Consider the following 14113-nt stretch of genomic DNA (forward strand, 5'->3'; position numbering starts at 1 on the left):
AAATTGGGCTTTTGTTTATTCTATTATTAAATTTTATCTATAAAAAGATTTTGCAGTGTCACAAAGTACAGTGCTCATTCGTTATATAGAGTGAGAGGAGGAATTATATGAAAGTTACAAACAACGATTATGAAAAGATGGAAGAGCTATATGAGTTGTATGAACAAAAAATTTATTATGTAGCTTATTCTATTTTAAATAATATTCAACAGGCTGAAGATGCGGTTCAAGAGACGTTTATTACTCTTTATAAGAACTTGGAAAAGCTCCATAGCTTGGCTACTCAAGAGCTTAAACGCTATATTTTGAGGATCGCGAAAAACAAGGCGATTGATAGTTACCGGAAAAATAAACGACATGAAACATTTTTAGAAGAATATGAAAGAGAATCAATAGAAGCAGTAGATGAAAATATTGAAGAGTGGGAAAAACGTAAAATGTCTGAGGTTCAAATTGATACATTGCTAAAAGAGTTAAATGAATCTAACAGACAGGTGTTTAAGTACAAAGTCTTCTATAACTTAACGTATCAAGAAATTTCAAGTGTAATGGGGATTAAGGAGGCTAATGTCCGCAAGCAGTTTGAACGCGCTCGAAAACGAGTCCAAAATATGATAGGAGGTATACAACATGACGAATTCAAAGAACTCCAAAGAAATATATGAACTTGCTGAAAAAATTGCTTTAGATGATTTTGATAAATCCGAAGAACAACATGAATTTTCACATACATATACGCGCAAAAAGAAACTGTTTATGGAGGAAATAAAGCTGAAGGGCGAGCGACCACAGAAAAAGAGTAAAAGACATCGTATGTTAATCGCTGCTGCCTGCTTATTGATTGGTATGCCGACAACCGTTTTTGGTGCAGTAAAAGTCTATAATATGATTGTTCAAAAACAAAATTATGAAGTAAATGTGTCGGTAACAAATAAGGACACGAAAAAGGCTGATAAGTGGTATAAGCTGAAAATTGATAAATTACCAGAAAATATGGAAGCAATTGATGACTCTGCTATGAAATATTCATTTAAAGATAACGACGCAAATGGAGGCTTTTCATTTAGTCTTTGGAGAGTAGGGGAAAATGCGGACTTTCAAACTTTATATTCAAAAAGCTACGAAGAAAAAGAGATAGGTGGCAAGAAAGCAGTAATTGTTCATAAAGAAACTGGAAACAACAATGTAATGTTTGATAGGAAGGTCTTTCTCTTTTTTGAGAAAGAAGGGATTATGTTAGAAAGTTTTATTGGATCAGATATAAATGAAGAACAAATGATAGATGTCTTAGGGAATATTTCACTTGAGCCCACGTCAAAAGAAAAGGCATCACATATATCAAATTATGATAAAAAGTATTTTAGCCAAGCAGATGAACCTAAAAAATCTAAAGTGATTCCTTTGAAAAAAGATAGCAAACGACTATTTCATATAGGGCAAAAGGTTCCAGTAACGATATCTATGGATAACAGCCAAATTGAATATGTGATAGAAAAAGTTGAAGTTTTTGATTCGATTAAAGATTTTAAACAAGAGAACTTTAATGAACTTGGCCTAGGGATATTAAGCAAGAAGAAGGCTTTAGATCAGACGGGAAAACTGCTATCGTACAGACGGGATGTATATAAATTAGGGAATGGTAAAGATTCAATTGATACATTAGTAGATTCGCAATTAGTTAATGTTAAATTTGTCTACTTGACAACAACAGTGAGAAATATTGGTAAACAGGAGACAGAAGAAATCTATATGCATCCATCCATAAAGCAGCTTAAATTTGAAGGGAATGCATGGAAATACGCTAAAGAAGAGGGAATGGATGCAACGCGTATTATGACGGGAGAAGTTGATTATTTAGAGCCTCACGGAGATGGGAAAAGCTTCTACAATATTGGCAGTATCACACCAGGAGAAACGGTAAAAGTTAACTTAGGTTACTTTGTAGATGAAGATAAACTAGATTCAATCTTTTTGGATGCTTTCCATTACAGAGGGAATGGAAGTACTGAAAATATGAATGCGTCATATCGTTGGTGGATTGATATTCGTCAACAGTCAAAACGATAGGAACAAATACACAAAAAGCTGCTTATATTTAGCAGCTTTTTTCGTCTTCATACATATGTAAAACTTCTTTCGCACGCATACGTAAACCATCTATCAATTCTATCGGTTCTAAAACTTTTGCATCTTTTCCGAGTCTATAAAATAAAGGGGTAATAAAATTGATTTCTCCTTTATCAATTGTTGAATGTATATATCCTGTCCCGTTTTCGTTTGTTACAACGAATTCTTCAAGGTAAGGCACGCTTTTACATTGGCGTACGCCTTCTGTTGACAGTAAAACATGTAACTGAGTAGGATTATGTACTACGTGAGAGTTAGAGGCAAACCACTCTTCTAAATTCATGAATGTATCTTCATTTTCTTCCGTTGATAATATAGAAAGAATACGATCGACGCGATACAGTAATGTTTTTTCTACATTAAAATCATAAGCAGGTAAATACCATAAACCATCATGCGCATATACACCGATAGGATGAACGTGTTTTGTTTTGATCCTTGATTTAGATTCGTATTGAAAGTGTAAATTTTTATTTTCAATAGCCGCTGTTAACACTTCGTTTAAAAGTGGTGTCTCAATTGTTCTTTTCGGATTCCAAAAGGCGATATAAGAACGTATTTTGTCAACTTTAGCTTTCGCATCATGTTGTAGGGAGCTATATAGTTTATGTGTAACGGAATTTATTTCTGTGTTAAAAGGCAAGTCTCTGTAGTAGCTTAAAGATTGAAAGGCAAAAAAGATAGAGACTGCTTCTTCTTCGGTAAATAAAATAGGTGGAATTACTCTATTCGTTAATACTTTATATCCTCCGTTGCGACCTTGTTCAGCGTAAATGGGTAATCCCATATCACTTAAATCTAAAATGTATCTATGGACAGTACGAACAGAAATATTAAATTCATCGGCTATTTCTTGAGCTGTAAATGCTTTTTTCGCAGAAGCAAATATAAGAATATCTAATAAGCGTTTAGCTTTTGACAAATGTATCACCTTTTTTCTTTTTAAACATGACATAAATTGTCGTGTTTTATTGTTAGTATATTGTTTACATCATAATGTTATCAAGATGAGGTATAAGGAGGAAAAAATATGTCACGTGAAATAGTTTTATTTATTGCGGCGAGCTTAGATGGATATATTGCGAAAGAAGATGATGATTTACAGTGGTTAATGGAAACCGAAGGAGAGGGAGATAACGGTTATACAGAAATGTACGAAACTATTGATACAATAATTATGGGAAAAAGAACGTATGATTATGTAGTAGAGCATATAGAACCATTCCCGTATTTAGATAAAAAATGTTATGTTTTTTCTAACTCAGAAAAAGGTTCAAACGAACACGTGGAGTTTGTAAATGAAGATGTAGTGGAGTTTACAAAAAGGTTAAAAGCACAAGAAGGATCTAAAATATGGATGGTCGGTGGAGGGAGTCTCTTAAGAGAGTTCTTTAAGAATAATCTAATTGATGAATATGTTGTTACGATTACACCTCACATATTAGGTTCTGGAGTTCCGTTATTTCAAGACAAGAACCCGGAAATTAATTTAACTTTAACGGATACGAAACGTTTTGGGCAATTTGTAAATTTATATTATAAAGTAAAGTGATAAAAAACACGACTATTGATGATAGTCGTGTTTCTTTATGGATGGTAATGAAATTATAAAGCAAGACCCATAATCGACTTCGCTCGTTACAGTAATATTTCCGCCGTGTAGTTCTACAATTTCTTTTACGATAGATAGTCCTAAACCAGTTCCGCCTGTAGCTCGTGTTCTCGCTTTATCAACTCGATAAAAACGATCGAAAATGTGAGGGAGGTCTTCAGGCGGAATACCTTCGCCTTCATCTTCAATTGTAATGAAAATACGTCTATGTTCTTCTGTAACAGAAATGTTTATATGAGAATGTTCTTCTGTAACAGAAATGTTTATATGAGAATGTTCTTTTGAATGCCTATAAGCGTTATTTAAAATGTTTATTATAACTTGTTCAAATCGCTGTTCATCTAAGTTTACTACCAGTGTAGGAGGACAAGAGAAAGAAACTTTAATGTACCTTTCTTTATACATAGCGTTAACTTTTTCGGCTATGCGAGTAAGGAAGGTGTGTAAATGTACTTCCTTTACTTGAATAGAAAAGTTATGTTGTTCCATTTGTGCAAGTGAAAATAAATCTTGAACTAAGTTTGTAATGTAATCAGACTCATCTTTTATAATAGATAAATATCGCAAACGTTGCTCAGGAGATGTGGTCTCTTTTAAAGCAATGTCAGCGTAACCTCTTACGTATGTTAATGGTGTTCGTAATTCGTGAGCAACACTTGCTAGAAATTCACTTCGCTCTGTTCTCATATAATGTAAATCATTTGCGAGCGTTTGAATAGATGATGCTAGTTCACCAATTTCATCATTTCGAGTAGTCGTTAATGAAACGGACAAATCGCCTTTACTCATTTTTTCAGTTGCATGTTTCATGTGTAACAATGGTTTTGTTAATAAACGTGATAATAGGAAAATTGTGATGACTGTGAGTAGAAACGTGATGGCGCCAGCAATAATGAATTGTTTCGTTAATCCATTTACCAACTTTTCAATGGATTTTGTTCCAAGAAACATATACACATACCCTTCATGTTTTCCAGCTACTATGATAGGACTAACTGTACATATATAATTAGATGTTTTCCAATGATTTTCTATAATCGCTCCGTTATGGTCTGTTCGAGTCTGCATGCTACTAATGTGATTTTTTATAGTCGTGTTTATTTCGTTAGATTTAGCTAGCACTTCTTTATTTGTATTTGTAATAACGACAGTTGTTTCAGCTTCAGATTCCATTAATGCTACGTGAGAGATGGTTTGCTCATCGTAATATTTTTCAAGTACATCTCGATGACTATTTCCTCGCTTTAATAAAGCTGTCATTTCTTCATTTACTCTAGTGTTTACGAGACTATAATAGAGCAAAATAAAGAGAACACTTTCAATTAAAAGTGTAACAATTAAAAAATAAAATCCGAATTGAATTGAAATTCGTTTCATCGTTTTGCCCCTTACTGTTCAGTATCAACCCATCGATAACCTACTCCATACACGGTTTTTAAATGATGATCAATAGGGAAATTTGCTTTTCGCAATTTATCACGTAAATTACGAATATGCGAATCGACTGTGCGATCTTCTGTATTTGTGTTTAATCCCCAAATTCGTTCGATGAGCTGATCACGGTTTAATACGTAGTTCACATGGCGTAAAAATAATCCGAGTAAAGAAAATTCAATTGGTGTGAGAAGGAGTTCTTCACTATGGACAGAAACGAAGTGTTTTGTTTCATCCCATACAATACCGTGATATTGGATTTGTTTATGTTCATTTGTACGTCTTAAAACGGCTTCAATTCTTGCGAAAAGTTCTTCTTCATGGAAAGGTTTCGTTACGTAATCATCGGCTCCAAGTTTTAATCCTTGAACGACATCTACTGTTTGATCACGAGCTGTAACCATAATAATAGGAATGTTACTAAAAGATCGGATTTTTTTGCACGTTTCCCATCCGTCCATCTTTGGCATCATAATATCGAGTAAAACAAATTTAAAGTTTCGATTTTCTATATGTAAAATAGCTTCTTCTCCTGAAGTCGCACATACGCAGTTATATCCAATTGGGGTAAGATAAAGCGTTAATAATTCAAGCATTCTCGGTTCATCGTCTACGAGCAGTATATCAATCATAGAGAGCCCTCCATATTTATAATCGTTACTTAAAGTGTAATGCAAAATCATGAAGAAATGGTGCAGATTATGATGCGTCTGCATAATTTCTTCAGAATTGCTTGTTATTGTGGAGTTGAAATTACATTTTAGGTAATCATATTGGCTCAAAAATGATTAATACGGAGGCGGTATAGTGAAAAAAATGACCCGAATTTTTGGGATAACAATAATTACAGCAGTTGGTCTTGCTGCATGCGGACAAACGAATACAGACCATAAAAACCATGAATCTACAAAAGAGAAGAAAACAGAGCAAAAGGAAATGAAAATGAATCAGGAGGTAACGGCGCCAAAAGAAATGAACGAAGGTGCATCTAATGATTTATTAACGACAAGTCTAAAAAATGTGACGAGGTTAAATACAAATGACCCCCTAAAAATGGCAGTATTAACTTCGCAAACGATATGGCCAGCAACTCATAAGGAGAACCAGCCAGGTGCTGTTATTTTAGTACCAGCAAGCGAGTGGCAATTAGGTATTGCGAGTGCAGACCTTATTCATCATCCGAATAACGGGCCGATTTTATTTATAGAAAAAGAAAAGATACCGGAAATGACGTTAAAAGAAATAAAACGATTAAATCCAATCGGAACGAAAGACGGAACACAAATTATGGTGATGGGAGATGTAGGTACTAGCGCGCTTGAACAATTAAAAGGTTATAAAGTAAAACAAATAAAAGAAACGGACCCAGCTATATTTGCGAAGGATGTTGATAAGGAGTATGCCGATATAACAGGAAGCTACCCAAATAGTGTTATTATTGGTTCGTCTGCAGAAGAAGGCCGTTTATATACAACACCCGCTGTAAATTGGATTTCTCATATGCCGGAACCACTACTCTATACAGAAAAGAATAAAGTGCCAGAAGCGACAATAGAGGCATTAAAAATGAGAAAAGACAAAGCAAATATATATGTATTAGGGCCAGAAAAAATTGTTTCAAAAGAAGTGGAAAAAGAGCTGAGCAAATACGGGAAAGTAACGCGTATTAGTGGAGAGACTCCAACAGAAAATTCGGTTGCGTTTGCGAAATTTAAAGATGAAAAAACAAAATTTGGCTGGGGATTCACAAAACCTGGTCACGGTTTATCATTTGTTTCAAGCAAAACACCAGATTTAGCAGTTGCTGGGGCACCTTTTTCACATATGGGTAAACACGCACCTGTTGTCTTGTTAGAAGAAGGGAAAGCTTCACAACCAGTGTATGACTTCCTTGCAAGCATTCAGCCGAAGTTTAAAGATAATCCAACACTTGGACCATATAATCATGGCTTCTTATTAGGAAGTACGAGTGATATTTCATTTGAAACACAAGGAATACTAGATGAGAGGTTAGAAATTGTTCAGGAAAGTGGTCAAGGACACGGTGGACATTAATGAAATGAGCAAAGACGCTACTGATATAGCGTCTTTTTTTATTTTCCTCGACAAAATATGACAAAAAAGTTGTAACTGTTTCTGTTATGATAGTTTCGGAAATCTTACATTTTACATAATCGGAGGAAAAGAAATGTATAAAAAATTGGGTACTATTGCTTTAACAGGTGCACTTGCTTTTAGTTTATCTGCTTGTGGTGAAACTGAAGTTAAAGAAGTGAGTAAAAACGATGCTCCTAAACAGGCTGAAAAGAAAGATAAAAAGGAAAAAGCTGAAAGCAAGATTTATAAAATTGGAGATACGGTAGAAGTTAATGGCTTACAACTTACTTTCAGTTCAGCTAAATTCGTTGAGCCTAACGAATACGTAAAAGCTGAAAAAGGGAAAGTACTAGAAATCGCTTTTAATGCTAAAAATAATGGCAAAAAAGATATATATTTTGGAACTTCTGAATTAAAAATTGCTGATACTAACGGCAACCAATTCAAAGAGTACTTTGGTGGGGAAAATACGTTTATAAACGAAAATATTGCGCCAGGTAACCAAATTACAAACAAAATGTTATTTGATGTACCAGAAGGCGATAAGTTTGTTGGTACATTTAAACCTACATTTACATTTGACGAGAAATCAGTGAAATTTGAATTTGAAGTTGCTAAATAAGGAGAGATTAAAATGAAGAGAACAGCTGAATTTGTATTAGGTCTTATTGGAGGTATTTTTGGTATTATTTGTGCATTTGTTGCTTTATTGATCGGCGGTATGGGAGCTGCTTTTGAAGCTGATGGAGCGAATACTGTTATTGGTTTAGGTTGGGGAGCTGTGGCTCTATCAATCTTAGGAATTGTTGGATCTGTTATGGTAAGAAGTAAAGCGAAGGTTGGCGGTATTATGATGACTGTGGCTGCTATCGGTGGATTTATTTGTATTTCTATAATTTACTTATTACCAGGCGTATTATTATTAATCGGTGGGTTAATGGGCATATTCCGTAAGGATAAAGCAACTGTATCTGCATAAAATGAGCACTCGAAAGAGTGCTTTTACTAATTTCATTAAATTAGCATAAACTCCTCTAATCCTAAACCCTCAAAACTAAACCTCATATATGAAGTGGAAATATCTATAGAACTGTAAATGAATTTCCTTGGTAGCTAATATCTTGATCCTTGGACTATTCAATTAAATGAGCTGAATTACATGTGCATTTTGCATCCATCCAAACAAAGTTCTCTTCATTTGACATACGGTAGAATCCGAAATCATTGTACGATAAGTCAACAATAGGTAATAGTATATTTAAAGTCTTCCTGATATTCTCAGAAAAGAAGCTACGAAGGTAATATCTTTTTTAGGAAACTTTTACATAGTAAAAAATCTTCTACTCGTTATATAATAGCTTTCGTGCAGTCGGCTGATTTTCTTATGGAGAAAATCAAATGATAAAGGAGTAGAGGAGTGGTATTTTGTTTCAAACGATAAAAAATGATTGGTTTTCTAATGTGAGAGGGGACGTGTTATCAGGAATTGTCGTTGCTTTAGCATTAATTCCTGAAGCGATAGCCTTCTCTGTTATCGCTGGTGTGGATCCGACCGTTGGGTTATACGCAGCCTTTTGTATTGCAGTTACCATTTCATTTGTTGGCGGAAGAACTGGGATGATTTCAGCTGCAACAGGTGCAATGGCATTATTAATGGTGACGCTCGTTAAAGATCATGGTTTCAATCGGAACGTTTGATTGGAACTCTGTAACAACAATTCATAAAGTACCAAAAGGAAACGCATTTGTTATGATCGTAACAGTTGTGATTGTCCTAATTACACATAATTTAGCATTAGGTGTAATTATCGGAACAGTAATTAGTGCGGTTTTATTTGCATTCAATATGGCAAAGATTCACGTGAAACATTTATATATTGAAAATAAGAAAATATATGAAATTCACGGTCAACTTTTTTTTGCATCTACAGCCGACTTTATAAATAATTTTTCATTTAATGAAGATGTAAAAGAAATCGAAATGAACTTTACTCATGCGCACGTATGGGATGATTCGGCAGTGGCATCAATTGATAAAGTTATCATGAAGTATGAACAAAGTGGTGTGAAAGTAACTATAACAGGATTAAATGAACGTAGTTCAAAACTTGTTGCAAATTTAGCTACTTATAATAAAAGAATTGCTAGTTAAAAGCCTCCTTTTTAGGGGGCTTTATTATATAATACGAATAGGATAACGAAAAGGGGATTCAGCATATGTACAAACAAATTATATTAGCATGTGACGGTTCTGAACATGCACTTCGAGCAGCGGAGCATGCAACCTATATTGCGAAATGTAGCGAAGAAACAAATGTTGAAGTTGTGTACGTAGTAGATAATAGAACGGCAAAATCAGATATTATACAAGGTCAAACAGATTTAGAAACAATATCGGCTAGTCGAAAAGATAAATTAAAAGAGATTGAAGGTTTATTAAAGAAAGAGAACATTTCTTATACAATTACGATATTACATGGTGATCCTGGAGATACAATTGTTCAATATGTAAATACAGGAGATATAGATCTTGTCATTGCTGGAAGTAGAGGGCTCAATACACTGCAAGAAATGGTGCTTGGAAGTGTAAGTCATAAAATAGCAAAGCGTGTGAAATGTCCAGTGATGATTGTAAAATGAAATAGAATGTAACGAAGACCTTAGTATAACTGAGGTCTTTTTTTATGTATAAATGACTCTTATTTGTGGAAATACTAGATATATAAGTTGAAAAGATGTTAACTTACAAATTTGTAAGTTAGTTGTTAGAGAAATCGATGTTATGAAATTTTTCCCATTGGTAAAATAAAAGTATCAAAGGGGAGATAGGGAGGATGGAAGCAATGAAATCATTTCAAAATTTGTCATATAGCCAAGGTGTCAGTCTTATTTGTTTAGGGGGATTTGCTGCATCTGTTACGTTAGCTGTTTTAATAAAGGTGTTTCATCAAATCTTTTAATCTTATAGTAGGGAAGGAATTGGTTGTTATCATTAGTAGGAACAGCAATGAAAATAAAAAATAGCTCTTAGCATGTATGTAAATGCTAAGAGCTATTTTTATGCTTGTTATATATTATTTAAGCTTGCTTTTGTTTTACTGACCCTGTATTTAAAGTAAGAGCAAGGAAGAACATTGCAAGTACACAAGATGCAAGTAATAAGATGAATCCGCCATCCCATCCGAATGCATCCACGATAAAGCCCATAGCTGCACTAGCGAAAGCGGCTCCGCCTAAGTAACCGAAGAATCCAGTTAAGCCTGCTGCAGTTCCAGCAGCTTTCTTTGGTGCTAAATCTAGAGCGTGTAGACCAATTAACATAACCGGTCCGTAAATTAAAAATCCAATTGCGACAAGTGCGATACTATCAACCATTGGATTACCAGGAGGGTTTAACCAGTAAACAAGAACTGCGATAAATACACCGACCATAAATAGAATACCAGCAGGTGCACGACGTCCTTTAAATAGTTTATCACTCATCCATCCGCAAAGAAGTGTACCTGGAATACCAGCCCATTCATATAGAGCGTAAGCAGTACGTGAGCTACTATGAGTAAAGCTTTTTTCTTCTACTAAATAAGTAGGAGCCCAGTCTACAACGCCGTAACGTACGAAATATACGAAAACGTTCGCAATAGCGATGTACCATAAAAACTTATTGTTTAATACGTATTTAAATAAAATTTCCTTTACTGAAAGCTCGCGTTCGCGGTCTTTTACTTTTTCATCTGGTGGATATTCTCCAGTATGTTCTTCAATAGAAGGTAGTCCACAGGATTGAGGCGTATCTTTCATCGTAATTAATACATAAATACCAACTAAAATTGAAAGAATACCTGGGAAGTAAAAAATACTTTTCCAGTCATCTGCGAAGAAGTATAAGCCTAATGTTACAAGTGAAGGCATAAGCGCTCCGCCAACATTATGAGCGACGTTCCAAATAGACATTTTTGTACCACGTTCGCTAATAGAGAACCAGTGAACCATCGTACGACCACAAGGAGGCCATCCCATACCTTGTACCCATCCATTTAAAAACTGAAGTACAAACATAAGTATAATGCTCGTTGTAATGAAAGAAAATGAGCCGAAAATAATATTAATGATACCTGATAAAAATAGCCCAGCTGCTAAAAAGTAGCGAGGATTACAACGATCGGATACGATACCCATAAGAAATTTACTTAATCCGTAAGCGATAGAAACTGCTGAAAGGATAACCCCAAGTTCCCCTTTACTAAAGCCTTGCTCGATTAAGTATGGCATTGCTAGTGAAAAGTTTTTTCGAACAAAGTAGTAACCTGCATAACCGATGAAGATACCTAAGAATACTTGTAAACGTAATTTACGGTATTCGCTATCAACGCGATCAGCTGGTAAGCGTTCCGCGTGGGGCGCAGGTTTAAATAATTGTGTGAAAAACATAAAATGAAAATCCTCCCCTAATTAATTCGAAGCGTTTTAAGACAGAGAACATAAAAAGGCCATGAAATATAAAAAAGTTTCCTTTTTTATGATTCATAGCCGTGTACTCCGTTTCTCCGTGACTGTCAATATTAACTTCGTCGAAAATTATACAACTTTGTGACAAAAATGTAAACGTTTTTATGAATAAAAGTATTGACGGATTTTGTTCGTGGGATTAATATTTAAATACATTAAATATTTTATTGTTTAAATAAGAGGTGGATAACATGCCAAATGATATGACGCATATCGATAAAATTCAAGCTCTTGCCTTTTCGATTGGAAAGAAAATGCAGACGGAGTTATTAGAACAAATGCAAGCGACAGGACTTACACCACCGCAGTTTTATATTTTAAAGATTTTAGATCATTATGGGGCTTCAAGAGCGACAACATTAGCGAAAAAGATGTATGTGAAGCCTAGCGCGATTACAGTGATGATTGATCGTCTAATCGATCAAGAACTTGTAGAACGCTATCACGACAAAGATGACCGTCGCGTTGTCATCATCGAGTTAACAAAAAAGGGGAAAGCTAGAGTAGAAGAGGCAATGACAGCTCGTAACGAGCATATTGCAAAATACTTTTCACATTTAGAGTTGCAAGAAAGAGAAGATTTATTACGTCTCTTTGAGAAGTTAGAAACCATTATTTGCGGGACACAAGAGAAAAAAGAGAATAACTAAGAGGAATTGAGGAGATTACATGGAGCAACAAGAAAATCAAAATAGAAAGTTGTTGTTAATCGGTTTAGTAATCGCGATGCTATTTGCTGCATTAGATGGAACAATTGTTGGTACAGCAATGCCACGTATCGTCGGTGACCTAGGCGGATTAAGTTTAATGACATGGTTAACGACAGCTTATATGTTAACATCAACGACAGTTGTACCAATTGCAGGTAAATTAGCGGATTTACTTGGTCGTCGTAACGTATATATAACAGGGCTAGTTATTTTCATGATTGGTTCGGCGTTATGTGGTATGGCGAATGGTATGACAGAATTAATTATTTTCCGTGGTATTCAAGGTCTTGGTGGCGGTATTATGATGCCAATGGCTATGATTATTATTGGAGATATGTTCACGGGAAAAGAACGTGCGAAATGGCAAGGTATTTTTGGTGCGTTATACGGTCTTGCTTCTGTAATTGGACCGCAAGTTGGTGGTTGGATTGTAGATGCAGTGAACTGGAGATGGGTATTCTACATTAACTTACCGGTTGGTATTTTAGCAACAATCTTTATTGCAATGGGATTAAAATCGCATAAACAAACAGGACCAATTAAAATCGATATCGCTGGAATCTTTACGATGATTCTCGGTGTTGTAAGTTTATTACTTGCGCTAACGTTTGGCGGAAAAGATTATGCATGGGATTCTTGGCAAATTATCGGTTTATTTGCACTAGCTGTAATTGGTATCGTTAGCTTTGTTATCGTTGAAACGAAAGCTGAAGAGCCAATTTTACCAATGCATTTCTTTAAAAATCGCACATTTACAATACTGAATGCGATTGGATTCTTTATGAGTATTGGAATGTTCGGCGCGATTATGTTCGTACCATTCTTCATGCAAGGTATTGTAGGAGTAAGTGCTGCTGAATCAGGAACAATTATGACTCCAATGATGATTACAATGATTGTGATGAGTATTATCGGTGGGCAACTTGTATTAAAAGTTGGTGTAAAACCACAAATTATCGCAGGTATGCTTATTATGGCCGGTGGTTTCTGGTTATTAACAACGATGGATATGCACACAACGAAGCTTACAGCTACTTCTTATATGATGGTTATCGGTTTAGGAATGGGTCTTGTAATGCCGACATTAACATTAGCGTTACAAGAAAGCTTCCCGAAAAAAGACCTTGGTGTTGTAACATCATCAAGTCAGTTCTTCCGACAAATCGGTGGTACATTTGGTATTACAATTTTAGGATCAATTATGAATAACACTTCAGGTACGACATTAACAAAGAATTTAGTACCTGTATTAGATACATTCCCGAAAGAAGCGGGACAAATGGTAACGAAATTTAAAGATATGATTCACACAGATCCACAAGGTTTATATTCGATGCTATTTAGCCCAGAGGCATTAAAACAAATGCCAGAAGCGTTCGCTAACAGTATTGTACCTATTTTGAAAAACTCTTTAGTAGACTCGCTTCATACTGTATTCTTAACAGGATTAGTATTTATCGTAGTAGGTGCCATCTTTACGATTTTCTTACAAAAAATTAAATTATCAGATCGTAAAAAAGATGCTAAAGAGCCTGTTGTAGAAGAAAAAGAAAAAACTGTATCATACTCGTAATGAAGAAGCATCGCCTTATGGCGGTGCTTTTTTGAGTATAACCTTAAAAGCTTT

Annotated in this window: 14 protein-coding genes and 1 pseudogene; 11 read left to right on the forward strand and 4 right to left on the reverse strand. The window is 35.0% G+C overall.

From position 1 onward, the window contains the following. The first annotated feature begins 107 nt into the window (after positions 1–107). Both AB6801_RS25970 and AB6801_RS25975 read left to right on the forward strand, forming a co-directional pair. Positions 108–665, forward strand: a complete 558-nt coding sequence (locus AB6801_RS25970) for an RNA polymerase sigma factor (RefSeq protein WP_000869267.1) — start codon at positions 108–110, stop codon at positions 663–665. Further along, on the forward strand, positions 631–2067 hold the full coding sequence (locus tag AB6801_RS25975) for a DUF4367 domain-containing protein (protein ID WP_097999562.1): 1437 nt from the start codon (positions 631–633) through the stop codon (positions 2065–2067). The genes AB6801_RS25970 and AB6801_RS25975 overlap by 35 nt, the downstream gene beginning before the upstream one ends. 28 nt (positions 2068–2095) lie before the next feature. Here the strand turns inward: AB6801_RS25975 and AB6801_RS25980 are convergent, their stop codons facing one another. After that, positions 2096–3082, reverse strand: coding sequence for a helix-turn-helix transcriptional regulator (locus AB6801_RS25980; RefSeq protein WP_119781844.1), 987 nt, complete (start codon positions 3080–3082; stop codon positions 2096–2098). A 75-nt stretch (positions 3083–3157) separates the two neighbouring features. On the opposite strand from AB6801_RS25980, the gene AB6801_RS25985 reads away from it, so the two are divergent. After that, a complete protein-coding gene (locus tag AB6801_RS25985; RefSeq protein ID WP_000085764.1) occupies positions 3158–3679 on the forward strand; it encodes a dihydrofolate reductase family protein in 522 nt (173 codons plus the stop codon). Positions 3680–3691: 12 nt separating this feature from the next. Here AB6801_RS25985 and AB6801_RS25990 read toward each other — a convergent pair whose 3' ends face one another. Together AB6801_RS25990 and AB6801_RS25995 are read right to left on the reverse strand one after the other, a co-directional pair. After that, the gene (locus AB6801_RS25990) at positions 3692–5116 is read right to left on the reverse strand and encodes a sensor histidine kinase (protein WP_097999563.1); all 1425 of its coding nucleotides are present in this window, start codon (positions 5114–5116) and stop codon (positions 3692–3694) included. 11 nt (positions 5117–5127) lie between these two features. Then, positions 5128–5805: a response regulator transcription factor gene (locus tag AB6801_RS25995; protein ID WP_000565484.1), complete on the reverse strand. Its 678-nt coding sequence runs from the start codon at positions 5803–5805 to the stop codon at positions 5128–5130. A gap of 175 nt (positions 5806–5980) precedes the next feature. Here AB6801_RS25995 and AB6801_RS26000 point away from each other — a divergent pair, with 175 nt between their 5' ends. From AB6801_RS26000 to AB6801_RS26025, 6 genes and pseudogenes are all read left to right on the forward strand, one after another. After that, on the forward strand, positions 5981–7228 hold the full coding sequence (locus tag AB6801_RS26000; RefSeq protein ID WP_000738868.1) for a hypothetical protein: 1248 nt from the start codon (positions 5981–5983) through the stop codon (positions 7226–7228). A 133-nt stretch (positions 7229–7361) separates the two neighbouring features. After that, complete coding sequence (locus tag AB6801_RS26005; protein WP_000277062.1) at positions 7362–7892, forward strand: DUF4352 domain-containing protein; 531 nt, start codon at positions 7362–7364, stop codon at positions 7890–7892. A gap of 12 nt (positions 7893–7904) precedes the next feature. Then, complete coding sequence (locus tag AB6801_RS26010; protein WP_000831286.1) at positions 7905–8249, forward strand: DUF4064 domain-containing protein; 345 nt, start codon at positions 7905–7907, stop codon at positions 8247–8249. A gap of 446 nt (positions 8250–8695) precedes the next feature. Next, a pseudogene (locus AB6801_RS26015) lies at positions 8696–9422 on the forward strand (SulP family inorganic anion transporter). Positions 9423–9487: 65 nt separating this feature from the next. Continuing rightward, a complete protein-coding gene (locus AB6801_RS26020; RefSeq protein ID WP_000277999.1) occupies positions 9488–9910 on the forward strand; it encodes a universal stress protein in 423 nt (140 codons plus the stop codon). Positions 9911–10113: 203 nt separating this feature from the next. Beyond that, a complete protein-coding gene (locus tag AB6801_RS26025) occupies positions 10114–10230 on the forward strand; it encodes a DUF4027 family protein (RefSeq protein ID WP_000834733.1) in 117 nt (38 codons plus the stop codon). Positions 10231–10348: 118 nt separating this feature from the next. On the opposite strand, the gene glpT is transcribed toward AB6801_RS26025, so the two are convergent. Next, positions 10349–11698: a glycerol-3-phosphate transporter gene (gene glpT, locus AB6801_RS26030; RefSeq protein WP_000466384.1), complete on the reverse strand. Its 1350-nt coding sequence runs from the start codon at positions 11696–11698 to the stop codon at positions 10349–10351. 269 nt (positions 11699–11967) lie between these two features. Between glpT and AB6801_RS26035 the strand changes: the two genes are divergently transcribed. Beyond that, positions 11968–12426: a MarR family winged helix-turn-helix transcriptional regulator gene (locus AB6801_RS26035; RefSeq protein WP_001132365.1), complete on the forward strand. Its 459-nt coding sequence runs from the start codon at positions 11968–11970 to the stop codon at positions 12424–12426. 19 nt (positions 12427–12445) lie between these two features. Further along, a complete protein-coding gene (locus AB6801_RS26040; RefSeq protein WP_000437646.1) occupies positions 12446–14059 on the forward strand; it encodes an MDR family MFS transporter in 1614 nt (537 codons plus the stop codon). Positions 14060–14113 lie beyond the last annotated feature (54 nt).

The sequence above is a fragment of the Bacillus sp. RCC_6_1 genome (assembly GCF_041360755.1).
Classification (GTDB): domain Bacteria; phylum Bacillota; class Bacilli; order Bacillales; family Bacillaceae_G; genus Bacillus_A; species Bacillus_A cereus.

Coding starts and splice junctions, on each gene's coding strand:
- AB6801_RS25970 (WP_000869267.1), top strand. CDS start 108: ATGAAAGTTACAAACAACGATTATGAAAAGATGGAAGAGCTATATGAG.
- AB6801_RS25975 (WP_097999562.1), top strand. CDS start 631: ATGACGAATTCAAAGAACTCCAAAGAAATATATGAACTTGCTGAAAAA.
- AB6801_RS25980 (WP_119781844.1), bottom strand. CDS start 3,082: ATGTCATGTTTAAAAAGAAAAAAGGTGATACATTTGTCAAAAGCTAAA.
- AB6801_RS25985 (WP_000085764.1), top strand. CDS start 3,158: ATGTCACGTGAAATAGTTTTATTTATTGCGGCGAGCTTAGATGGATAT.
- AB6801_RS25990 (WP_097999563.1), bottom strand. CDS start 5,116: ATGAAACGAATTTCAATTCAATTCGGATTTTATTTTTTAATTGTTACA.
- AB6801_RS25995 (WP_000565484.1), bottom strand. CDS start 5,805: ATGATTGATATACTGCTCGTAGACGATGAACCGAGAATGCTTGAATTA.
- AB6801_RS26005 (WP_000277062.1), top strand. CDS start 7,362: ATGTATAAAAAATTGGGTACTATTGCTTTAACAGGTGCACTTGCTTTT.
- AB6801_RS26010 (WP_000831286.1), top strand. CDS start 7,905: ATGAAGAGAACAGCTGAATTTGTATTAGGTCTTATTGGAGGTATTTTT.
- AB6801_RS26020 (WP_000277999.1), top strand. CDS start 9,488: ATGTACAAACAAATTATATTAGCATGTGACGGTTCTGAACATGCACTT.
- AB6801_RS26025 (WP_000834733.1), top strand. CDS start 10,114: ATGAAATCATTTCAAAATTTGTCATATAGCCAAGGTGTCAGTCTTATT.
- glpT (WP_000466384.1), bottom strand. CDS start 11,698: ATGTTTTTCACACAATTATTTAAACCTGCGCCCCACGCGGAACGCTTA.
- AB6801_RS26035 (WP_001132365.1), top strand. CDS start 11,968: ATGCCAAATGATATGACGCATATCGATAAAATTCAAGCTCTTGCCTTT.
- AB6801_RS26040 (WP_000437646.1), top strand. CDS start 12,446: ATGGAGCAACAAGAAAATCAAAATAGAAAGTTGTTGTTAATCGGTTTA.